Genomic DNA, 21710 nt, shown 5'->3' with positions numbered 1-21710 from the left:
TTGAAGGGATAATTTCATAAACCTCAATATTTTTAAATTAACTTTTCAATAATAACCTGTACAACTTCAAAAAGGATTAAAATTATAATAATCCATTCTAACATACTGCTGTATTTGTGTTGTAATATATCACTGAATAAATCTAAATTTTCTTTAATTACGTTTAAACTATTTTCAATTCCTTGATGACGTTTTATAATATCTAATTCATCTTTTAATTTATAATCTAAATCAGATAAATCTTTGTTGTTCCAAGCCACATCTGGTGAGTCAAAAACAAATAGGTTTTCTGCAATGTTGTTTTTTAAATTCATGGTTTTACCAATGAATTTTCTCATTTGAACTTTAGATAACTTAAAGCTTCCTGTCCTTTCTAATTGCCTTGAATATACTAATGTTTTATCATGTAAATCAGATGTTTTGTTTACATAATTCATCAATGCTACCGATTGTGCTAAATTGAGCATGATGGTATGTGCTACATCATCATTTAATTCTTTAATTTGAATGCTTCCAAAATCAACTTCAATCATATCAGAAAAAACGATAGTGTACTTTTCTGATGGTAAATGAGTAGTAGTTGACTTCTCTTTACCTGTTAAAAAACTAACAATTTTGTTTATTAATACGTCTTCGCAATTAATAAAAACAACACTTCCATAATCTTTTAAATAGATGTAAGAACCGTTTTTAATTTTGTATAGTAAAAAGGAATGTTCTCTTTTTACCAAATTGTACGATTTAAATTGATTGCGAACGGTACTAAGTGTAATTCGTTTTTCTAAATGATATGCAATAGCTTGTAAACGCATTTTAATAATCGTCGTCGTCGTTTTTAAATTTTGATAATTTATTAAAAGGTGAGCTAGCATCGTCGTCGTAATCTTCTTCGTCTTCCATGTTAGAAGCGAATTTATAGCTCAACATTTTATAGTATAATTTCGCCGCTAAAAAGTCTGATGATTTTTCATTTTCGTTAGGGCACAATTCTACTATATCAAAACCAACTACATTTCGTTCAGTAAACACTTTCTTTAAAAACTCTAAAGTTTCGTAGTAAAACAATCCTCCTGGTTCTGGTGTTCCTGTACTAGGCAATAATGAAGGATCGATAGCATCTAAATCAAACGTAATAAAAACATTACCTGTTAATTGATCAATTACATCATCCATCCAGTATTCGTTAACCGCCATGTCATGAGCAAAGAATACTTTTTCCATGTTCATAGAAGACTTTTCAGTTACGTCCATACTACGAATTCCTACCTGTACTAGATTAGTAGTTTGGCTTGCTTCGTATACTGCACAAGCATGGTTACATTTAGTTCCTTCGTACTCTTTACGTAAATCAGCATGTGCATCAATATGTAACACAGTTAAGTTGTTAAAACACTCATTGAAAGCGCGAATAGTTCCGATAGAAATTGAATGTTCACCACCAAAAAGGGTTACAAATTTGTTTTTATTGATGTATTTTTTGGTAGTTGCATGTACCGCTTCAATCATAGCTTCTGGAGAAGAATCTTCAGTAACAGGAGCTGCTAAATAAACACCTTCTTTGTACACTTCACTATCAGTTTCGATGTCATACAATTCCATGTTCTCAGAAGCATTTAAAAATGCTTCTGGTCCCTTATCAGCTCCTTTTTGCCAAGTGCTAGTTCCGTCATATGGAACAGGGATTAATACTACTTTTGCAGTTTCTAACTTTGCGTATTGATCAGGAATACCTGCGTAATTTCTTTTTTCCATTTTTATAAATATTAAACTAGTACCCTAGAATTGATAATAGTTCTTCGCTTTTTTGTTGTTCTTTAAATAATTTAGTGGTGAAATCACCATTTTCGTTTCTATCAATTAATACGTGTTTTGGTGTTGGAATTAAACAGTGTTGTAATCCGCCAAAACCACCAATGGTTTCTTGATAGGCACCTGTGTTGAAAAAACCTACATATAAAGGACTTTCTTTTTCGTACACAGGTAAATATATTGCATTTACATGTTGTTCAGAGTTATAATAATCATCACTATCACAAGTTAAACCACCTAAAAGTACTCGTTCATATCGATGGTTCCATTTATTAATAGGCAGCATAATAAAACGCTTATTAATAGCCCAAGAATCTGGTAAAGTGGTAATGAAAGATGAATTAATCATGTTCCATTTTTCACGATCGTTTTGTCTTTTTTGATACAATACTTCGTAAATAGCACCTCCAGCTTCTCCAACAGTAAAACTTCCAAACTCAGTAAAAATATTAGGAACTTCTACATCAGCTTCTTTACATGCTACATTAATTTGATTGATAATTTCTTCTACCATATACTCATAATCATATTCAAATGCTAATGAGTTTTTAATAGGAAAACCACCACCAATATTTAAACTGTCTAGAGTTGGACATACTTTTTTTAATTTAATATATACACTTAAACATTTTAATAATTCGTTCCAGTAATAGGCGTTATCTCTAATCCCTGTATTGATAAAGAAGTGTAACATCTTTAATTCTACTTGCGGATTATTAGCAATTTCACGCTCGTAAAAAGATACGATATTTTTGTATCCAATTCCTAATCGACTAGTATAAAATTCAAATTTAGGTTCTTCTTCAGAAGCGATGCGTATTCCTACCTTAAATTTACTTCTAGTTTCGTCTAAAAGTAAATCGAGTTCTTCATAATTGTCAATTATAGGTATACAGTTTGTATGCCCACCATCAATTAAGCTAACAATATTGGCGATATATTGATCACGTTTAAAACCATTACATAACACGTAAGCATCATCTTTTAATTTTCCTTCTTCTTTTAATGACTTTACTATGTCAATATCAAAAGCAGATGATGTTTCAATATGTATATCATTTTTTAAAGCTTCGTCTAACACATACTTAAAATGAGAACTTTTAGTACAGTAGCTGTAGTTGTACGTTCCTTGATAGTTGTATTTTTCAATTGCTTTGTGAAACCAGTTCTTAGCTTTGTTTATATTTTCAGATATTTTAGGCAAATATGTGAATTTTAATGGGGCTCCGTATTGTTTCACTAATTGCATCATGTCGATATCATGAAAAAATAAATTATTGCTTTCTGTATGAAATTCCTCTTGAGGAAAATCAAACGTTTGTTCTATTAAGTCTTTATATTTAGTATTCATTATTATTTTAGTTGTATCTGTATTTTGAGTACAGAAAAATTATTCAAAAAGCAGTTAAGGCTGGACCAAAACTTTTTTAAATAAGTCGTATAACAAGTATCATTGTTATTTTATAACAAGATTGTTAAACCAAAATAAATGAATAGTTAGACTCTTAAAGCTAAGCAATCACCGCACTGTTTATAAAAATTCAGTGGTAGAGAGTAATGAGGTATGGAAGAAACCTTTATTTTTTCGTTGTGTTTCCAAAACACTAAATAACTCTTAGTCTTCCCATAAAAGCTATTACCGAAATAAGTAAAACGTAACATTCGACTTATGTAATAAGATGTCGTAAATGTAAGCTATTTTTTAATATAACAAACTTTTTTTTATTTTTTTTAAACTATTGGTTTGCAGGTGTTTAGTTGTCTTTTTGTTTTTTGATTAACTCAATTCCTTTGTATAAAATAGTGGTATTTGGTATGGTGATTTCTCTTTTTTCTTCAGGCATGTACAAAAGAACGTAAAAACCTGTAATATTTTTTACAACTCCTTGTAAATCGAAGTCTTTATCAATAATTTTTATAGTATCACCTATACGCATAGGGTGGTAAAAAAACAAAATAATACTAGCCGTTAGGTTTGATAAAATAGACCATTGAGCAAAAAAACCAACACCAAGTACCGCAAGTATAGAGGAAGCAAAAACAATTACCTCTTTAAAATTAATACCAAAAATTATTAATGAGATAAATAGTGCTAACGTATAGTATAAAAAGTAACTTAGATTTAAAATAAGCTTTCTTCTATGAGGTTCTATAGCGTTTTTTACTATATATGATCTTGTAAGTTTTTTAGTAACATAAATCAAAAAAAATAAAATTACTAATAAAAGTAAGAATTGTAAGAGAGGATTGTAGATGGACAATTCTAAAAAATGATTTTTCATGATTGATTTTTTTTAATACAAATATACTTATGGTTTTGTAAATAGAATCTCGAAATAAAAAATTATATTTGATTGGTAACCATGATTTTAATCGTTATGAAAAACATTCTAATTCCGTATAATTTTTCTGAATCAGCCATTAATGCCTTGAATTACACAAAACAATTGTTTAAAGGAGTTGAAGCTAATATTTATTTGTTAGATGTGTATATAAGTCAACCCTCAGAATTATTGAGTGATGAAAAAAATGAGAAATGGTTTAACGAAATGGATAATGAAATAGAAGATGAGTTAAAGTATTTGTTAGATGTTTTGAAAAGAGAAGAGAGTACTTTTCACTACCAATATTTAATAGAATCAAACTCATTAACTAAAGCAATAAATAAGGCAATTAAGGAAAAGGATATTGATGTTGTTGTTACAGGTACCAAGGGAGCAAAGAGTTTGGCAGAAACATTTATAGGTACCAATACAATGAAAATGATTAATGCGATTAATGAATGTCCAATTGTGGTAGTTCCGATGAATTATAAATATAAAGCACTACACCAAATAGTGTTTTTTACGAACTATAAAAGACAATACACAACAAAAGAGTTAGAACTTTTGATTAACTTGAGTGTTGTAAAAAACTGCTTACTTGAGGTTGTAAACTTATCCGAAGAAAAATTACTAACCGAAAATCAACAAAGAAATAAAGTAAAGTTAAGAGAGATATTACAAAATTTGAATGTAGCGTATAAAAAAATAGACTGGGAAGGCTCAGAAACATTAACGATAGAAAAACATATCGAAGAGACAGAAAGTGAACTGTTAGTTTTAATAAATTACAAACACAATTTTTTTAACCGTTTGTTGGAAGAAAATGTGATTAAAAAATCTGCATTTCACAGTAAAATACCAATACTAATATTACCAGAAATAGCTTAACTATGGGGTTTTCGGAAAAATTTTATGAGAGTATAGCGAACTTGTTCTATGCGGTTTCTATGGCAGATAAAAAAATGACCGTAGAAGAAAAAAAGAGTATTGTTAAAAGAGTACAAAAAAACTGGTCTAGTTCAGGAGGTAAATCAGGTAGTGAATTAATTTATGAAAGTTTAAGACATCTTATTGGTGAAAAAGTAAGCTCAGAAGAGGCGTACGATAACTTTAAAAATTATTATCTAACACATCAAAAAGAATTTTCAAAGGAAGTAGTTCATGACTTGCTAGTAGCATCACATGAAATTACGAACTCTTATGCAGGAAAAAATAAGTCAGAACTCATAATTCTTGCTAAATTGTATAAACTATTCAAACTCGTTTAAAATAAGGGTATGACTCGATTTATTACAAAACAAAAACACACAAAGCACGTAATTCCAGGAAAGCCTGTCTTTGTTGGGAGTCAAAAAGAAGAAAATACTAGAATACGGTTAATTGGTTATGATGAAGATGAAATTATTGAAATAGAATTACAAACGATAAGTGAGCTTTCAAATTATTTAAATAAATACGAAAAAACGTGGATTAATATTGATGGTTTACATGATGTTGAGTTACTAAGAGAAATAGGTAAACTTTTTGATATCCATACACTTATTCTTGAAGATATCGCAAATACAGGACAAAGGCCAAGAGTAGATATTGAAGAAAATTACATTTTTACAAGTATTAAAATGATGTTTTTAGATGAAAATAAACATCAGCTTGAAGCGGAGCAAATTTCTATGTATTTATTAAAAAACATTCTTATCACATTTCAAGAAAAGCAAGGAGATGTCTTTGAACCAGTAAGAGATAGGTTGCGTAATAAAAAAGGAAGAGTTCGTAATTACAATGTCACATATTTAAAATATTGTTTGTTGGATTTGATTGTAGATAATTACAATTTTTTAATGGAAACTTTTGGAGAGAAAGTAGAAGATTTGGAGGACAAAATTTTATTAGAACCCAATAAGAACATTTTAGAAGAGATTAATAAAAATAAGATTGAGCTTAACTATTTTAGAAAAGCAATAAGACCAGCACGCGAGGCGATAAGTAGCTTTAAAGATTTTAAAACCGATTTAATAACTAAAAAAGAGCAACCTTTTTTTAATGACTTACACGATTTGATTCAAAGAAGCCATGATTTGGTTGAGAATTACAAAAATATGTTGAGTGAGCAACTTACTGTATATTCAACAAATGTAAATAATCGTTTAAATGACATCATGAAAATATTGACGATATTTTCGGTGATTTTTATACCTATTACATTTATAGCAGGTGTTTATGGTACAAATTTTGAATATATTCCAGAGTTAACATATCGTTACGGATACTATGCAATGCTAGGAGTTATTATGTTGATAGTAGTGATAATGTTAGGTTTTTTTAAGTACAAAAAGTGGTTTTAAGTTTTGTTTAAGTTTTTGATATTGAAAAATTTGTACTTTTGTAGGTAAGAATGAAAAAAGCATTTCAAAAAATAGCGTCTATAACAATGGCATTAATAGTAGTGTTTTCTACGATGTCATTTACTGTTAGTAGTCACTTTTGTGGTGATATACTAGTTGGTACGAGTTATTTTGGAAAAGCAAAGTCTTGCGGAATGGAAATGTCACAAGAAACAAAATCAAACGATTGTTCTGTGATGAAAGAGAACTGTTGCCATGATGAAGCATCAGTGATTCAAGGACAAGATGACTTGAAAATAACTTCTTTAGATTACTTGTCTTTAGATCAACAAGTCTTTATAGCTTCATTTTATTATAGTTATATAAATCTTTTTGAAGAATTACACGATAAGGTAATTCCTTTTAAAAACTACACTCCACCACTCGTCGTCAAGGATATTCATGTACTTGATGAGGTATATTTAATATGATTTTTAAACAATAACTAGTTGTCCTTTTGAAAAATTCATAAGGGTGATTCGTCGTATTCGGTGTTTTTTTAACATCAATGTTTAATTGTTTAAAAATCATTTCTTATGCTGAATAAAAGCATTAAATTTTTAATAGAAAATAAGCTGGTAGCTGTCATATTACTCGTTTTATTTATAGGATGGGGAACTGTGAATGCACCTTTTAATTTGGATACGGGTTTTTTACCTAGTAATCCTGTAGCGGTAGATGCTATACCAGATATAGGTGAAAATCAACAAATTGTTTTTGCCAAGTGGGATGGGCAATCTCCACAAGATATTGAAGACCAAATAACCTACCCATTAACTACCTCTTTATTGGGTATTTCAGGAGTAAAAACCATCCGTAGCTCTTCTATGTTTGGACTCTCAAGCATCTATGTCATTTTTGATGAAGGTGTCGATTTTTATTGGAGTCGTTCTCGAATTCTTGAAAAATTAAATTCATTACCGAGTAATCTATTGCCAGAAGGAGTAAGTCCGTCATTAGGACCTGATGCAACAGGTTTAGGACAAATCTTTTGGTATACACTCGAAGGACGTGATGAAAACGGAAATGTAACTGGTGGTTGGGATTTACACGAATTGCGTAGCGTACAAGATTACTATGTAAAATATGCTCTATCATCAGCAAATGGAGTGTCGGAAGTAAGTTCTATTGGTGGATATGTACAAGAATATCAAATAGATGTAAAACCAGAGTTGATGCGTCAATACAATATCAGTTTGCAGCAAATTGTAGCAGCTGTTAAGCGAAGCAATCAAGATATTGGGGCGCAAACAATAGAGATAAACCAAGCAGAATATTTAGTGCGTGGTTTAGGATATGTCAAATCCATTGAAGATATCGAAAACGCAGTAGTAACCGCTGAAGATTACACGGCAATTAGAGTAAAAGATGTAGCAAATGTTTCGTTAGGAGCAATGCCACGTAGGGGTATTTTAGATAAAGAAGGAGCAGAGGTAGTAGGAGGTGTGGTTGTGTCTCGTTTCGGAGCAAATCCCCTAGAAGTAATTACGAATGTAAAAGCAAAAATTAAAGAATTAAGTGCTGGTTTACCTACCAAGAAATTAAAAGATGGTAGAACTTCTCAACTAACAATTGTTCCTTTTTATGATCGTACAGAATTAATTCACGAAACCTTAGGAACATTGAATGAAGCACTTACTTTAGAAATATTGATTACCATTCTGGTAATTGTCGTAATGGTGTTTAATTTACGTGCTTCGGTGTTAATTTCAGGGTTGTTACCTGTGGCAGTGTTAATGGTTTTTATTGCGATGAAAGCCTTTGGAGTAGATGCAAATATTGTAGCCTTATCAGGAATTGCTATTGCAATTGGAACTATGGTTGATGTTGGGGTCATACTCTCTGAAAATATCATAAGTCATTTAGAGGTAGAAAAAGAAAGATTACCAATAAATAAGCTGGTTTATAATGCAACTGCAGAAGTTTCAGGAGCGATAGTAACTGCGGTAATGACGACAATTATTAGTTTTATTCCAGTGTTTACCATGATTGGTGCGGAAGGAAAATTATTCCGTCCACTAGCATTTACCAAAACTTTTGCATTAATAGCAGCAATTATTGTAGCGCTATTTCTTATTCCGCCATTTGCTGCTATTCTATTCAAAAAGAACAACCTTAACAAAGGGTATAAATACATTTTGAATGGAATTTTGATAGTATTAGGAATTATAGCTGTCATTTATGGGTATTGGTTAGGTTTTGCATTAGCAGCTTTTGGAGTTGTACAACTTTGGAGTAGTTATTCAGGTAAAACAACAACTCATTTTTCATTTTCTACTTATGATTTTTCACTTTCAGTAAATACTATTAATATTATCATATCAACTCTAGCTATTGTCGGTTTGTTAGCTGAGTACTGGAGGCCTTTAGGAGTTGATAGAACTATTTTTACGAACCTGTTATTTGTGGCATTTGTCTGTTTTGGCTTGTTAGGTTTTTTTAGCCTGCTTCAAAAATATTACAGCCTAATATTAAAATGGGCATTGAACAATAAATTATTGTTTTTGGGTATCCCAATGACAGTATTAATTTGTGGATTCCTCATTTTTAAAAATACAGGAAAAGAGTTTATGCCTTCATTAAATGAAGGATCATTTTTACTGATGCCAACCTCAATGCCACACTCTGGAACTGAAGAAAACAAACGAGTGTTGCAGCAATTAGATATGGCAGTTGCTAATATTCCAGAAATAGCAACAGTTGTAGGAAAGGCTGGAAGAACAGACTCTGCATTAGATCCTGCTCCTTTATCAATGTATGAAAACATCATTAATTATAAGCCAGAATACGCGCTAAATTCTGATGGAGAGCGTCAACGTTATAGAGTAAATGAGGATGGACTGTTTCTGTTAAAAAATGGTAAAATGGTAGCAAACCCAAGTTTGACAGATAAGGCATCAGAAGTCGTTTTTTATGAGGTTTCTTCAAATCAATTAATAGAAGATGAAGATGGTGAGTTTTATCGTAATTGGCGTCCGCATATCAAATCGCCTAATGATATCTGGAATGAAATTGTAAAAGTTACCAAGTTACCAGGAGTAACATCAGCGCCAAAATTACAACCTATAGAAACTCGATTGGTAATGCTACAAACAGGAATGCGTGCACCAATGGGAATCAAAGTGAAAGGACAAAATTTAAAGCAAATTGAAGCTTTTGGAGTTGAGTTGGAAGGAATTTTAAAAGAGGTTAAAGGAGTTAAAAAAGAAGCTGTTTTTGCCGATAGAATAGTAGGGAAGCCTTATTTATTAATTGATATTGACAGAGAAAAATTAGCTCGTTACGGAATTGCTATTCAAACGGTACAAGATGTGTTGAAAGTTGCGGTTGGGGGTATGCAATTATCGCAAACAGTGGAAGGAAGAGAGCGTTACGGAATTCGTGTTCGTTACCCGAGAGAGTTGCGTTCTAACCCTACAGATTTAGAAAATATTTACATACCAGTAGCAAAAGGAACTCCAATTCCGTTAAGTGAATTGGCAACGATTCGTTACGAGCAAGGACCACAAGTAATTAAAAGTGAAGATACGTTTTTAATTGGATATGTCTTATTTGATAAGTTGGATGGTTTTGCAGAAGTGAATGTGGTAGAAATTGCTCAAAAAGCAATTCAACAAAAGATTGATTCTGGTGAATTGGAGGTTCCTAAAGGAATTTCATATCAGTTTACAGGAACATATGAAAATCAATTGCGAGCAGAGAAAACCTTATCGGTAGTGGTGCCATTAGCATTGATGATTATCTTTTTAATACTGTATTTCCAGTTCCGTTCAGTAACTACTTCATTAATGGTGTTTACAGGAATAACAGTAGCTTTTGCAGGTGGTTTTATCATGATGTGGTTATACGGGCAAGATTGGTTTTTAAATTTTAGTGTATTTGGAGAGAATTTAAGAGAACTGTTTCAAATGCATCCAATTAACCTGAGTGTAGCTGTTTGGGTAGGTTTTATAGCATTATTTGGAATTGCAACTGATGATGGTGTAGTTATGGCTACTTATTTAACACAAACATTTAACAGGGATAAACCTCAAACTATCGAAGCTATTCGTGCATCTGCTTTACACGGAGGGAATAAGCGTATTAGAGCTTGTTTAATGACAACGGCAACCACCATTTTAGCATTGTTGCCTGTGTTAACTTCTACAGGAAGAGGTAGTGATATTATGATTCCGATGGCAATACCCGCTTTTGGAGGAATGATTATAGACGTGACTTCTTATTTTATAGTGCCAGTGTTGTATAGTTGGCGTGAAGAATTTTTATTGAAACGAAAATTGAAAAGAGATGAGTTTTAAAATAAATAATAAAAAGGTAGTCTTATTTCTTGCTTCTATGTTTTTAGTTTTGAGTATACAAGGACAAGACTTGCAAGAATATATAAAGATTGCCTTAGAAAATAATCCAGAAGTACAACAGTTTGATGCTCAGTACAAGCGTATTTCAGAGAAAAAAGAAGAAGTAAACACGTTGCCAAATACTGAGTTTGGAGCTGGTTATTTTGTAAGTACTCCAGAAACACGTACAGGTCCGCAGCGATTTAAGTTGTCTGTAAAACAAATGATTCCTTTTTTCGGAACCATAACAGCAAGAGAAAACTATGTGTCGTCGTTGGCAGATGCTACTTACCAAGATATGGTAATTGTGAAACGTAAGTTAGCGACTTCTGTCGCACAATCGTATTATAAATTGTATGAAATCAATGCTAAGCAAAAAGTATTGGAAGAGAATATTGATTTATTGAAAACATACGAAAAGTTAGCATTAACCTCTGTCGAAGTAGGAAAAGCATCTGCAGTAGATGTTTTAAAATTACAGATTAGGCAAAACGAACTGAATCAACAAAAAGAAGTATTGCAAGAAACTTTTTCAGGAATGCAAAAAGCCTTTAATAAATTATTGAATCAAGAGGTTAATATCTCTATTTCTGTTGCAGATAGTTTGCCAATTCCTACTGATGTAGAAGAGATACAACCGAGTAACTTACAATTGCACCCAGAGTTAATCAAGTTTGATAAATTGTATGTCTCTGTTGAAAAATCTGAGCTGTTAAACCAAAAAGAAAAGCAACCAATGATAGGTTTCGGGCTTGATTATGTAAATGTTGAAAAGCGTACGGATATGAACGTGGTAGATAATGGAAAAGATATTATCATGCCAATGGTGTCGTTGTCAATTCCTATTTTCAATAAGAAAAATAACTCAGTAAGTAAACAGAATAAGTTGCAGCAACAAGAAATTTTATCGAAAAAAGAACAGCGATATAATACGTTGGAAACTGTGTTGTACAGAGCAATTTCAGACAGAAATACAGCTGTAATAAGTTATCGTACGCAGCTTAAAAATTTGAACCAAGCTAAAAACGCTGAACAAATTTTGGTAAAAAGTTACGAAACAGGAACAATAGACTTTAATGATGTGTTAGACATTCAGGAATTACAGTTAAAATTCCAAATGAATATGATTACGTCTGAGCTAAATTATTATACGCAAAGTGCTATCATTAATTACTTAATTAAATAAATATAATGGTAAATAGAAGGACATCGTTAAAAATTAGGAAAATACATCGATACTTAGGACTGTTTTTAGGGATTCAGTTTTTAATGTGGACGATAAGTGGATTGTATTTTAGTTGGACTAATATTGATGAAATTCATGGAGACCATTTGAAGAAAACTGAATTTAAACCTAAAGAATTTAATAACTTAATTAGTCCGTCGGAACTTAATATTTCTAAAGGAATCAAAACCATTGAGTTAAGAGATGTTAACAATGTTCCACATTATTGGGTAAATAAAAAGTATTTATACAATGGTTTAAATGGAAACTTAAAAGAAAGTATAACAAAAGAAGAAGCGCTGTATATAGCTAATAACTATATGAAAAGTGATCTTGAAGTTGCTTCAGTAGAACAAGTAAATCAAGTAGGAAAACATCATGAATACAGAGGGAAGTTGCTACCAGCTTACGTTATAACATACAAAGCAGACGAAAATATAAAAGCTTATGTATCTGTTAATGATGGAAAATTTCAAACTGTAAGACATCAAAGTTGGCGTTGGTTCGACTTTTTATGGATGACGCATACGATGGATTATGAAGGAAGAGATAATTTTAATACTACTGTTTTAAGGGTGTTTTCATTATTAGGTTTAATAACAGTATTAAGTGGTTTTTTATTATGGTATATCACATCGCCATCTATTAGAAAACTAGTAAAAAATAAAAATAAATAACAATGAAAAAATATATAATATACATAGTAATTTTAATTGCTGGCTTGTTCTTAGGATGGCTACTTTTTGGAGGTTCTTCAAAAAGTGAAGTAGCTCATGACCATAATACAGCAGAAACAGGTAAAATGTGGACATGCTCTATGCACCCACAAATTATGCAACCAGAACCAGGAGACTGTCCTATTTGCGGAATGGATTTAATCCCTGCAGAAGTAGGAGCAGAAGGGTTAGCAGCTAATCAGTTTAAATTAACTAAAAACGCAATGGCATTGGCTAATGTGCAAACAACTGTGATTGGTAATGCTATAAGTGCTGATAATACAATTACGCTATCTGGAAAAATAGCAGAAAACGAAAAGTCAAATGCAGTACAAGTGAGTTATTTTGCAGGAAGAATAGAACGTTTAAACGTGAACTTTACAGGAGAAAAAATAAGAAAAGGTCAGTTGTTGGCAACAGTATATTCCCCTGAATTGGTAAAAGCACAACAAGAATTATTAACAGCAGCGTCAGTAAAAGAAAATCAGCCAGCGTTATACAAAGCGGTTAGAAATAAGCTAAAATTATGGAAGCTATCTGAAAATCAAATTAATCAAATTGAAAAAACAGGTAAAGTAAAAGAGAACTTCCCTGTATATGCCACAGTTTCTGGTACAGTATCAGAGAAATTGGTAGAGCAAGGAGATTATGTAAGCCAAGGACAAGCGTTATTGAAAATAGCTAATTTGAATTCGGTGTGGGCAAATTTTGACGTATATGAAAATCAAATAAGTAATTTTAAAGTAGGGCAAAATATTGCAATTACTACAAATGCATATTCAAATGAAGTCTTTAATGCGAAAGTATCATTTATCGATCCTGTATTAAACCCTAAAACAAGAACGGTAACAATGCGTGCTGTTTTGAATAATAGTAAAGGAAAGTTTAAGCCAGCCATGTTTGTTGAAGGAAAAATAACGACTAAAGAAAAACAAACAGAACAACAGTTAAGTATTCCTGCAACAGCGGTTTTGTGGACGGGAAAACGATCGGTAGTGTATGTCAAAGTGAAAAGTGATCAACCAATTTTTGAGATGCGAGAAGTGTTGTTAGGAGGGAGAATAGAAGAGAGTTATCAGGTGGTAAAAGGATTGGAACCAGGAGAAGAGATTGTAACCAATGGTGTGTTTACCATAGATGCATCAGCACAGCTTCAAGGGAAAAAATCAATGATGAATCATACGAAAGAAATAGTAGAATCATTTGAGGTTCCAGAAAAATTTAAAGAGCAATTACAAAAAGCGTACAATAATTATATTGTTTTAAAAGATGCTTTGGTAAAAACAGATGCAGGGGCAGCTAAAATAAACGCTGAAAATCTTAAAAGAGATTTAGAGGTGATTGATATGAAATTACTTGCTAGTGAATCGGCACATAAAGAATGGATGATGTTGATTCCGGCGTTAAAAACAAATAGTGAAAAAATAGCACAGGCTTCTGATGTTAATATGCAGCGAAAGCATTTTAAAGTATTGTCAGAGCATTTTATTATGGCAGTTCAATCTTTCGGAATTAAAGAAGTTACTTACAAACAATACTGTCCTATGGCGGATAGTGATAAGGGAGCTTATTGGTTAAGTAAAGAAAAACAAGTGTTAAATCCGTATTTTGGCGATATGATGCTAAAATGTGGTGAAGTAAAAGAAACAATAAATAATAATTAAATATCAATTTAAAATGAGAAAAGTAATCTTAGGGGTAGCTATGTTAGCTACTATTGGTTTAGTAAGTTGTAAAAACGAGGCTAAAAAAGAAACAGAAACAAAAGAAGTGCAAACAGAGCAAACTTCAACTCAAGAAGTAGCGATGACTACAGCAATGTTTGGTGTTCGTGGTAACTGTGGTATGTGTAAGAGTACAATTGAAAAGGCGGTAAATGATGTTGAAGGAGTAGTATCGGCAGATTGGGATAAGTTAAGAAAGCAAATTAATGTATCGTTTGACGATTCTAAAACCAATTTAGATGCTATTCATAACGCAATTGCAGCTTCAGGATATGATACTGATAAAGTAGCAGGTAGCGAAGAGGCTTATAGTAATTTACCAGGTTGTTGTCAATATGATCACAGTATGGAAATGAGCTTAAAAGGTGATGTGAAAGCAGACGAGATGTCTAATCACTAATTCTAAAAAAGTGTAACGATTTTATATTTCGTTACACTTTTTTGCTTTAAAACTTTCGGAAAAATAAATACCAATATTTTTTAGAGTTATACCTGTTTTACTTTGTTGTACTTATTTGAGTATTCAGAAGGAGTGATAGCTGTGTATTTTTTAAAAACCTCTCTAAAAGCTTTGGGGTCTGTATATCCAACTTCATACATTACTTCATTAACTGTTTTTCTTCCTCTTTCCAATTCTTTTTTTGCAGCTTCTATTTTAACTCGTTGTAGGTACTCTACAACAGTATTTGATGTAGCTTTTTTAAAACGTCTTTCAAATGTTCTTCGGCTTACAGCTATTTTTTCAGACAGGTCATCAACAGTTATTTTATGTTGAAAGTTTTGCTCAATATGTTCCTGTATTTTTAATATTTCTTCATCATCGTGAGATTTTTGTCCTTTGAAAATAATGAAAGGAGATTGGCTATCACGGCTAATATCTATTTCAAAAATTTTAGATGAAAGCACAGCCATTTCACGTCCGGCAAATTTCTCTATTAAATAAAGGTTTAGGTTTAAAGAGGAGTAGGCACCTCCGCTAGTATATAAACCATTTTCGTCGGTAATAATTTTATCGTCAATAAGGTTAACTTCAGGAAACATTTCTCTAAATTCACAAGCAGCTAACCAATGTGTAGCGCAATCTTTCCCGTCAAGTAGTCCTGTGCTGGCCAGTAAAAATGCACCTATGCATAAACTGGCTATTTCAGCACCGTTATCGTATTGTTTTTTTATCCAGCGAATGAAAGGAATGTTATCACTAATTACCTTTTTATAATCACCATGAATGGCAGGGATTATAATTAAATCAGTTTGTTGAATGTCGGAAATAGTAGTGTTGGGTGTTATGCTAAACAAACCGTTACTCAATTTTGCTTTTTTGTGCATACCAACAAGATGAATAGAAAACAAAGGAGGCTTTCCTGCTCTTTTAAGTGCATCGTTAGCCATGGTAAACATTTTGTAGGTGGCTTCTAAGTTACTTAAGCTAGAATCTCCCTCTGGAACAAGTACGGAAATATGTTTCATATACTGAAAATATGATAATTAACTTCAAATATACGTTAACATTTTGTCGCAATCAACCCGTTATGTTGACGGAAACATACCCTTAAAGTGTAGAATAGTACATGTATCTTTGATGTGCTAACTATATGTGGTTAAAAAAAGTAATAATACTTTATATGAATTAATTGAAGTTTATTATTCTGATAATTTGTTGTTTAATTGTTGAAAACAGGAATAATGGAAAAAGAGATTGTAAAAAAATATGAAAAGGTAACAGGAAAGCTTATTCAATTACTTTCGTCGTTGTCAGATAAGCAGTTGAATACTTTGCCAAGCACAGGAGGTTGGTCTGCAGCACAGGTAGGAGATCATTTAAGTAGATCGTATGATATCTCCGAGGTTTTAAAAGGAAAAGTAGAGGAAACTCATCGTTCTCCAGATCAAAAACTAAACGATATACAAGGTTTGTTTTTAGATCTTGAAACCAAAATGGATTCTCCTAAAGATATCATGCCTAGTGAGGAAACTATTGATAAAAAAAAGTTGCTTACTAGCTTACAAGATAAAATTCAGAATCTGAAAAAGGCTACGAAGAATATGGATTTGTCAAAAACGTGCTTAGATTTTTCTATTCCAGGTTTTGGATCTTTTACAAGGCTTGAATGGATTGGGTTCAATACAGTGCATACTCAACGTCATATTCACCAGTTAGAGCAAATTATAGAAAACATAAAACAATAATAAGGAGGATACGGGCGGATTTGGGTGTGGAAAGCATAGAAAAGATCGAAAAGTTCTATGATGACAACGGCTATTATGTTTGTGTATTTGCAGATTTGCGGATTTGGGAGGATATCTGTTTAATCTGTTTTGTAATTCGAACAAGTAATAATTTGTAAGAAAGTAATCTAAAAATAAAATTATATGAAAACTATCTGGTTAAACCTTCCTGTTAAAGATATTAAAAAATCAAAAGAGTTTTTTAGCGCAATTGGTTTTAAAGAAAATCCAATGTGTAAAGATGCTGAACATGTTGGTAGTTTCTTAATAGGAGAAAACAATTTTGTAATGATGCTTTTTCCAGAAAGCGAGTTTAAAGCATTTACGCAAAATAACATTAGCAATACTAAAAAAGGTACGGAAGTGTTAATAAATATAGACGCACAAAGTAGACAAGAAGTGGATGAAATGGCAGTAACTGTTCGTAATGCTGGAGGAACAATTTTTGCAGAACCTGGTGAATCTCAAGGATGGATGTATGCCTTTGGATTTGAAGATTTAGATGGGCACCGATGGAGTATGTTACATATGAATCTTGAGAAATAAAAAGAATTAGTAGAAAAAGAAGAATATAAAGTAAGTTTAAATATAACAACATATAAAAATTAAAAAAAATGAAAGTAAATCCTTATTTAAATTTTGATGGAAATGCAGAAGAAGCATTCAATTTTTACAAATCTGTATTTGGTGGAGAGTTTACAGCTCTTATGAAAATGAGTGATGCTCCTGATGCAGATAAGTTGCCAGAAGAAGATAAAAATCGTGTAATGCACATTTCATTACCATTATCAAAAGATACTATCTTAATGGCGTCTGATATACTGCCTTATGAAGGACACACTTTAAAAGAAGGAAATAACTCTTACATTTCTATACATCCAGAAAGTAAAGAAGAGGCAGATCGTTTGTTTAACGGTTTGTCTAAAGAAGGAGATATAGAAATGCCTTTAGAAATGCAGTTTTGGGGAGATTATTTTGGAAGCTTTATAGATAAATTCGGAATTCATTGGATGGTGAATTATAGTGAACAGAATGTCTAGTACTGTACTAAATTAAGTCTAGTAATAGGTTTGATAAAAGATAAATGGTAGAAGTATTTAGTACATCTGTGCAAACCGTTGAAGAAACAACATTCCTTCTGGATAAATTTCAGAAGGAGTTTCCTAGCTATACAATTAATTTTGATTTAGAAGATTGTGATAAGATTCTTCGTGTTGAAATTGTGGATGAAATAATTGATCCTAATCCAGTTATTAGATTGGTGAAAAGCTACGGATTTAACATAGAGGTGCTCTCTGATGAGGTTTGATAGAACTAGATTATTTACTTATGAATTAATCTATGAAGAGAAAAGTATAGATGTTTTTTGTTAGATTGACAAAATTCTAAAAAAGTAAAAACCAGTAATTCAATTTAGAATTACTGGTCTTTTGTGACCTCGGCAGGATTCAAACCTGCAACCTCTTGAGCCGTAATCAAGTGCACTATTCAGTTATGCTACGAGGCCGTTTTGCGGGTGCAAATATAAGAATGTTTTTTAAATTGTAAAGCAAAAAAATATTTTTTTTTGCGCTTTTAAAATTATTCCTCCTCGTTTATTTCTACTTTAAAATTGTGAATAGTTTCTTCAGCTTTTTTAACGTCTGATTCATAGATAAATATATCTACAGAGTCACCTAGTGTTGCAAAACCTGCTACTCGTCCTGCTTCTTTATTGTCTTTTATTAAAAAAGGGACTTCAATTTGATTTAAGAGTTGTCCCAACCGATTTGCTGTGATTGAGCTTCCTGAAAAAACTTTTACATGTTTGTTCATAATACATAGGTTTTAATCCAAAGAATTTATAGTAACAAAAGCTCTCCATCCAATAATAGCTAATTGAAATTTTGAAGCTTTAGATATATCCAGCTCTTTTTTTGTAAAAGAGGGTAGCAGTGTCTTGTTTAGCTTGGCTAAAAGCTTAAAAATACTTTTTTTCATTAGTCGTTGATTCTATATCAAAAATAACGAAAAATAATTGGTTATAATAAGCGGAGTATAAAATACTTCGCTTAAAATAAAGAGACTAAGTATTTGTAAGTTGGTAGAACTGTGATTAAAATACCAGTTCTGTAAAAAAGATAGCAATTTTAATAACTATAATAATCAGTTTTAATGCGAATACAATCATTTAATTTTTGTGTTTTTTAGTTAGTAATTTTTGATGAATTCTAGAATCGTTTTATGAAGATATGAGAAAGGAAATATGCTAGTCAAATTTTTAAATAAGAATTAATTTAACTGAATATATAAATGAAGTTTAAAAAGTTCTTTTTGTTTTAGAGTGAAATTTAGTTTCCTTTGTTTTTGTTTTAAATTGTAATTAAAAATATCAGTTATTGTTTGTAAATGTAATAAAGTAAAGGGCGCTTTTTTTAGTTTTTAAAAAAGCAAAGGGAGGGTTGTCTTGTAAGTAGGTCTTTTTGGGGTGTTTCGTTTTTCTGAAATAAAAAAATAAGATTTTTTTAATAAATGTTTGGTGCTATTTTGATAGGAGATATATTTGCAATTTGAAATAAATCTAAATAAATATAATGAAATTTTACATAATAGTAGCAGCTTTATTTTTAAGCTTCGGAGTATCAGCTCAGTCTAGTTTAAAAGGAAAAATAAAAGATGAAAAAGGTCAACCAATTTATGGAGTTAATATTCACATTTCTGAACTTCAAAAAGGTACGACTTCTGATGAAAACGGTGATTTTATACTAACTAATATAAAAGAAGGAACCTTGAAGGTTACTTTTAGTATAGTAGGTTTTCAAACTGAAATAAAAAAAATACTATTTACTAAAAATAGTACTATAGAGGTTTTGCAAATATTAAAGGAAGATTCAGAGAGTTTAAATGAAGTTGTTGTATCGGCAAGTAGGCGTTCAGAGTATCTTTCAGAAATACCAGCCTCAATAACTGTTGTCAACCAAAAGCAATTAGTAGATTTATCAAACTCAACAACCAATATCAATGAAATTTTAGAATTTACGGTTCCAGGTTTGGCTGTATCTACAGGAACATATTCTAATTGGGGGCAAACATTAAGGGGGCGTTCACTTTTGGTGATGATTGATGGTATTCCGCAATCAACCCCATTGCGTAATGGTCAGTTAGGAATAAAGTCTATAAGTCCAAACGATATTAGTCGTGTAGAAGTTATAAAGGGAGCAACATCTATTTTTGGAAATGGAGGTAATGGTGGTTTTATTAACTATATTACCAAAAAACCACAGGCTAGTAAAGAAATTGAAGGAGCAACAAACCTTTGGCAAACTTCTAGTTTGACTAAAATGAAAGATGCTCAAGGAATTGGAATATACCAATCGTTAAAAGGGAATTTAAATAAGTTTACTTACTATGTAAGTGGAAGCTATGAAAGAACAGGTAATAAGTACGATGCCAAAGGCAAGGTTATTCTTCCTACTTATGGATTTGATAATACCAATATTTATACTGCTTTAGCAAAATTGGAATATCAAATATCCGATAATCAAAAAATAATTCTTGGAGGAAATTTATATAACTCTTTACAAGATTCGCCTTTTATTGCTGTACCAGGAACTTTTGAAGTATACAATGAAAACGGAGATTATTCATTAACTCCAGGTTATGGTGTTGAAGGTTCTATTGAAGGACAAGAGCCAACAGGATCTAAACTTTCAAATGGGCAGTTAACTTATAATCTGAATCATATATTTGGAGGTTCTACAGATTTAGAGACAGATGTTTATTATCAAAAAGCTAAAAATACATTCTTCTATTCTGATAAGTTTGAAAATGGCGGACAGTCTGTAATTAATGCTGAAAAGTATGGTGTAAGACCAAACTTCAATACAACATTAGATATAAGCCCAACTACCAATATTTCTTTAACTTATGGTTTAGATTTATTAAAAGACAAAACGAATCAAGGACTTTTAGATGGGAGGCTTTGGGTACCAAACATTAACATGCTAAGTTGGGCGCCATACATGCAATCTACTATTAAATTTAATAACAAATGGGTGCTTAAAGCTGGGTTGAGGTATGACGATATGAATCTTACGATAGATGATTATAATACGTTACCATATTCACCTTTAGGAGATGGTAATTTTAATCCTTCAGTAGCAGTAGAAGGAGGGAAGGTAGGCTTTGATAATTTAGCTTTTAATGCGGGTGTAAGATATATTAAACATCAAGAGTTTATTCCTTATGTAAGTTACTCTCAAGGTTTTTCAATCGCTGATTTAGGTTCTGTTTTACGTTCAGCGAAAGCAGATAGTGTTGAGGATATTCAATTAGAACCAGCAGTAACTAAAAACTACGAGTTTGGTTTTTTATCTAAGTTCAAGAATTTTAGGTTAGAAGCCGTAGGATATTATAGTGTTTCTAATTTAGGTACAGGGGTTACGTTTGATGAAAATATAAATTCTTTTGTGCCATCTAAAAAGCCGCAGAATATTTATGGAGGAGAAATAGCAATTGACTATACTGCTTTTGATAGCAAATTACAGATAGGAACATCGTATTCTTATGTTGAAGGTTTAACTCATGATGTAGGAGATAAAAATAATTTAACTTACTTAGGGGGTGATGTAATTGCTGCTCCAAAATTAACAGCTTATGTAACTTGGATTCCAACAGAAAAAATTAGCACGTCTTTACGAATGACTAATTTGGGAGATAGAAATCGCTTTAATCCGTATTTAGATGCAAATGATAATTATACTTTTAGACATACGCAGTTTCCAGTAGAAGGTTATACCTTACTTAATTGGTCAATGAATTATAAGTTGCAGGAAGATATATCGGTTTCCTTAGCGGTAAATAACTTGTTAAACGAATATTATTTACCAGCAAGATCACAATGGGCAGCTCCTTTAAGAACTTTTACAGGAACTGGAGAAGGGATAAATGCTAAATTAAGTATGTTGTATAATTTCTAAGATAATTAAC

The 21710-nt window shown here is 31.6% G+C and carries 21 protein-coding genes and 1 tRNA gene; 14 read left to right on the top strand and 8 right to left on the bottom strand.

Features of this window, described 5'->3' with window-relative positions:
- Positions 1-32 precede the first annotated feature (32 nt).
- The 4 genes from DFQ07_RS02190 to DFQ07_RS02175 all read right to left on the bottom strand — a co-directional run bounded on the left by DFQ07_RS02190 (position 33) and on the right by DFQ07_RS02175 (position 4091).
- Positions 33-812 carry an RMD1 family protein gene (locus DFQ07_RS02190; protein ID WP_166627702.1) on the bottom strand — a complete coding sequence of 260 codons (780 nt, stop codon included), beginning with the start codon at positions 810-812 and terminating at the stop codon, positions 33-35.
- A 1-nt stretch (position 813) separates the two neighbouring features.
- Entirely contained in the window at positions 814-1752 is a 939-nt protein-coding gene (gene speB / locus DFQ07_RS02185; protein WP_133534632.1) for an agmatinase, read from the bottom strand.
- 16 nt (positions 1753-1768) lie between these two features.
- Positions 1769-3160, bottom strand: a complete 1392-nt coding sequence (locus tag DFQ07_RS02180) for an arginine decarboxylase (RefSeq protein WP_133534631.1) — start codon at positions 3158-3160, stop codon at positions 1769-1771.
- A 403-nt stretch (positions 3161-3563) separates the two neighbouring features.
- Positions 3564-4091 carry a mechanosensitive ion channel domain-containing protein gene (locus DFQ07_RS02175; RefSeq protein WP_133534630.1) on the bottom strand — a complete coding sequence of 176 codons (528 nt, stop codon included), beginning with the start codon at positions 4089-4091 and terminating at the stop codon, positions 3564-3566.
- Between the two features lie 96 nt (positions 4092-4187).
- On the opposite strand from DFQ07_RS02175, the gene DFQ07_RS02170 reads away from it, so the two are divergent.
- From DFQ07_RS02170 to DFQ07_RS02130, 9 genes are all read left to right on the top strand, one after another.
- Positions 4188-5021: a universal stress protein gene (locus DFQ07_RS02170; protein WP_166627701.1), complete on the top strand. Its 834-nt coding sequence runs from the start codon at positions 4188-4190 to the stop codon at positions 5019-5021.
- A gap of 2 nt (positions 5022-5023) precedes the next feature.
- Complete coding sequence (locus DFQ07_RS02165) at positions 5024-5401, top strand: hypothetical protein (protein WP_133534628.1); 378 nt, start codon at positions 5024-5026, stop codon at positions 5399-5401.
- A gap of 9 nt (positions 5402-5410) precedes the next feature.
- Positions 5411-6475 (top strand): magnesium/cobalt transporter CorA, encoded by a 1065-nt coding sequence (corA, locus tag DFQ07_RS02160; protein ID WP_133534627.1) that lies wholly within the window; start codon positions 5411-5413, stop codon positions 6473-6475.
- Positions 6476-6525: 50 nt separating this feature from the next.
- A complete protein-coding gene (locus DFQ07_RS02155) occupies positions 6526-6945 on the top strand; it encodes an HYC_CC_PP family protein (RefSeq protein ID WP_133534626.1) in 420 nt (139 codons plus the stop codon).
- A 105-nt stretch (positions 6946-7050) separates the two neighbouring features.
- Complete coding sequence (locus DFQ07_RS02150) at positions 7051-10812, top strand: efflux RND transporter permease subunit (RefSeq protein WP_133534625.1); 3762 nt, start codon at positions 7051-7053, stop codon at positions 10810-10812.
- Positions 10802-12037 (top strand): TolC family protein, encoded by a 1236-nt coding sequence (locus DFQ07_RS02145; RefSeq protein WP_133534624.1) that lies wholly within the window; start codon positions 10802-10804, stop codon positions 12035-12037. Before DFQ07_RS02150 ends, DFQ07_RS02145 begins: the two co-directional genes overlap by 11 nt.
- Before the next feature lie 5 nt (positions 12038-12042).
- Positions 12043-12753: a PepSY domain-containing protein gene (locus DFQ07_RS02140; protein WP_133534623.1), complete on the top strand. Its 711-nt coding sequence runs from the start codon at positions 12043-12045 to the stop codon at positions 12751-12753.
- A 2-nt stretch (positions 12754-12755) separates the two neighbouring features.
- Complete coding sequence (locus DFQ07_RS02135) at positions 12756-14456, top strand: efflux RND transporter periplasmic adaptor subunit (RefSeq protein WP_133534622.1); 1701 nt, start codon at positions 12756-12758, stop codon at positions 14454-14456.
- 13 nt (positions 14457-14469) lie between these two features.
- Positions 14470-14916, top strand: coding sequence for a heavy-metal-associated domain-containing protein (locus tag DFQ07_RS02130; RefSeq protein ID WP_133534621.1), 447 nt, complete (start codon positions 14470-14472; stop codon positions 14914-14916).
- Between the two features lie 86 nt (positions 14917-15002).
- Here DFQ07_RS02130 and DFQ07_RS02125 read toward each other — a convergent pair whose 3' ends face one another.
- Positions 15003-15983 (bottom strand): GlxA family transcriptional regulator, encoded by a 981-nt coding sequence (locus tag DFQ07_RS02125; RefSeq protein ID WP_133534620.1) that lies wholly within the window; start codon positions 15981-15983, stop codon positions 15003-15005.
- A 216-nt stretch (positions 15984-16199) separates the two neighbouring features.
- Between DFQ07_RS02125 and DFQ07_RS02120 the strand changes: the two genes are divergently transcribed.
- From DFQ07_RS02120 to DFQ07_RS02105, 4 genes are all read left to right on the top strand, one after another.
- Positions 16200-16703 carry a DinB family protein gene (locus DFQ07_RS02120; protein WP_133534619.1) on the top strand — a complete coding sequence of 168 codons (504 nt, stop codon included), beginning with the start codon at positions 16200-16202 and terminating at the stop codon, positions 16701-16703.
- Between the two features lie 183 nt (positions 16704-16886).
- Positions 16887-17288, top strand: coding sequence for a VOC family protein (locus DFQ07_RS02115; RefSeq protein ID WP_133534618.1), 402 nt, complete (start codon positions 16887-16889; stop codon positions 17286-17288).
- Positions 17289-17356: 68 nt separating this feature from the next.
- The gene (locus DFQ07_RS02110; RefSeq protein ID WP_133534617.1) at positions 17357-17782 is read left to right on the top strand and encodes a VOC family protein; all 426 of its coding nucleotides are present in this window, start codon (positions 17357-17359) and stop codon (positions 17780-17782) included.
- Positions 17783-17850: 68 nt separating this feature from the next.
- Positions 17851-18051: a hypothetical protein gene (locus DFQ07_RS02105; RefSeq protein WP_243743915.1), complete on the top strand. Its 201-nt coding sequence runs from the start codon at positions 17851-17853 to the stop codon at positions 18049-18051.
- 124 nt (positions 18052-18175) lie between these two features.
- On the opposite strand, the gene DFQ07_RS02100 is transcribed toward DFQ07_RS02105, so the two are convergent.
- The 3 genes from DFQ07_RS02100 to DFQ07_RS02090 all read right to left on the bottom strand — a co-directional run bounded on the left by DFQ07_RS02100 (position 18176) and on the right by DFQ07_RS02090 (position 18722).
- A tRNA-Arg gene (locus DFQ07_RS02100) sits at positions 18176-18249 on the bottom strand.
- 74 nt (positions 18250-18323) lie between these two features.
- A complete protein-coding gene (locus DFQ07_RS02095) occupies positions 18324-18557 on the bottom strand; it encodes a putative signal transducing protein (RefSeq protein WP_133534615.1) in 234 nt (77 codons plus the stop codon).
- Positions 18558-18569: 12 nt separating this feature from the next.
- Positions 18570-18722: an SsrA-binding protein gene (locus DFQ07_RS02090; protein ID WP_133534614.1), complete on the bottom strand. Its 153-nt coding sequence runs from the start codon at positions 18720-18722 to the stop codon at positions 18570-18572.
- Positions 18723-19315: 593 nt separating this feature from the next.
- On the opposite strand from DFQ07_RS02090, the gene DFQ07_RS02085 reads away from it, so the two are divergent.
- Positions 19316-21700: a TonB-dependent receptor gene (locus DFQ07_RS02085; protein WP_133534613.1), complete on the top strand. Its 2385-nt coding sequence runs from the start codon at positions 19316-19318 to the stop codon at positions 21698-21700.
- The last annotated feature ends 10 nt before the right edge of the window (positions 21701-21710 follow it).

Origin of the sequence: Tenacibaculum caenipelagi (genome assembly GCF_004363005.1) — a bacterium.
Lineage (GTDB): Bacteria > Bacteroidota > Bacteroidia > Flavobacteriales > Flavobacteriaceae > Polaribacter > Polaribacter caenipelagi.
This window is presented reverse-complemented; position numbering and strand designations above follow the sequence as displayed.

Excerpts from the sequence above, each read along its gene's own strand:
- DFQ07_RS02135 (WP_133534622.1), top strand. The coding sequence starts at position 12,756 with ATGAAAAAATATATAATATACATAGTAATTTTAATTGCTGGCTTGTTC.
- corA (WP_133534627.1), top strand. The coding sequence starts at position 5,411 with ATGACTCGATTTATTACAAAACAAAAACACACAAAGCACGTAATTCCA.
- DFQ07_RS02110 (WP_133534617.1), top strand. The coding sequence starts at position 17,357 with ATGAAAGTAAATCCTTATTTAAATTTTGATGGAAATGCAGAAGAAGCA.
- DFQ07_RS02165 (WP_133534628.1), top strand. The coding sequence starts at position 5,024 with ATGGGGTTTTCGGAAAAATTTTATGAGAGTATAGCGAACTTGTTCTAT.
- DFQ07_RS02125 (WP_133534620.1), bottom strand. The coding sequence starts at position 15,983 with ATGAAACATATTTCCGTACTTGTTCCAGAGGGAGATTCTAGCTTAAGT.
- DFQ07_RS02085 (WP_133534613.1), top strand. The coding sequence starts at position 19,316 with ATGAAATTTTACATAATAGTAGCAGCTTTATTTTTAAGCTTCGGAGTA.
- DFQ07_RS02180 (WP_133534631.1), bottom strand. The coding sequence starts at position 3,160 with ATGAATACTAAATATAAAGACTTAATAGAACAAACGTTTGATTTTCCT.
- DFQ07_RS02095 (WP_133534615.1), bottom strand. The coding sequence starts at position 18,557 with ATGAACAAACATGTAAAAGTTTTTTCAGGAAGCTCAATCACAGCAAAT.
- DFQ07_RS02140 (WP_133534623.1), top strand. The coding sequence starts at position 12,043 with ATGGTAAATAGAAGGACATCGTTAAAAATTAGGAAAATACATCGATAC.
- DFQ07_RS02120 (WP_133534619.1), top strand. The coding sequence starts at position 16,200 with ATGGAAAAAGAGATTGTAAAAAAATATGAAAAGGTAACAGGAAAGCTT.
- DFQ07_RS02170 (WP_166627701.1), top strand. The coding sequence starts at position 4,188 with ATGAAAAACATTCTAATTCCGTATAATTTTTCTGAATCAGCCATTAAT.
- DFQ07_RS02090 (WP_133534614.1), bottom strand. The coding sequence starts at position 18,722 with ATGAAAAAAAGTATTTTTAAGCTTTTAGCCAAGCTAAACAAGACACTG.
- DFQ07_RS02175 (WP_133534630.1), bottom strand. The coding sequence starts at position 4,091 with ATGAAAAATCATTTTTTAGAATTGTCCATCTACAATCCTCTCTTACAA.
- DFQ07_RS02150 (WP_133534625.1), top strand. The coding sequence starts at position 7,051 with ATGCTGAATAAAAGCATTAAATTTTTAATAGAAAATAAGCTGGTAGCT.
- DFQ07_RS02130 (WP_133534621.1), top strand. The coding sequence starts at position 14,470 with ATGAGAAAAGTAATCTTAGGGGTAGCTATGTTAGCTACTATTGGTTTA.
- DFQ07_RS02145 (WP_133534624.1), top strand. The coding sequence starts at position 10,802 with ATGAGTTTTAAAATAAATAATAAAAAGGTAGTCTTATTTCTTGCTTCT.
- DFQ07_RS02115 (WP_133534618.1), top strand. The coding sequence starts at position 16,887 with ATGAAAACTATCTGGTTAAACCTTCCTGTTAAAGATATTAAAAAATCA.
- DFQ07_RS02190 (WP_166627702.1), bottom strand. The coding sequence starts at position 812 with ATGCGTTTACAAGCTATTGCATATCATTTAGAAAAACGAATTACACTT.
- DFQ07_RS02155 (WP_133534626.1), top strand. The coding sequence starts at position 6,526 with ATGAAAAAAGCATTTCAAAAAATAGCGTCTATAACAATGGCATTAATA.
- speB (WP_133534632.1), bottom strand. The coding sequence starts at position 1,752 with ATGGAAAAAAGAAATTACGCAGGTATTCCTGATCAATACGCAAAGTTA.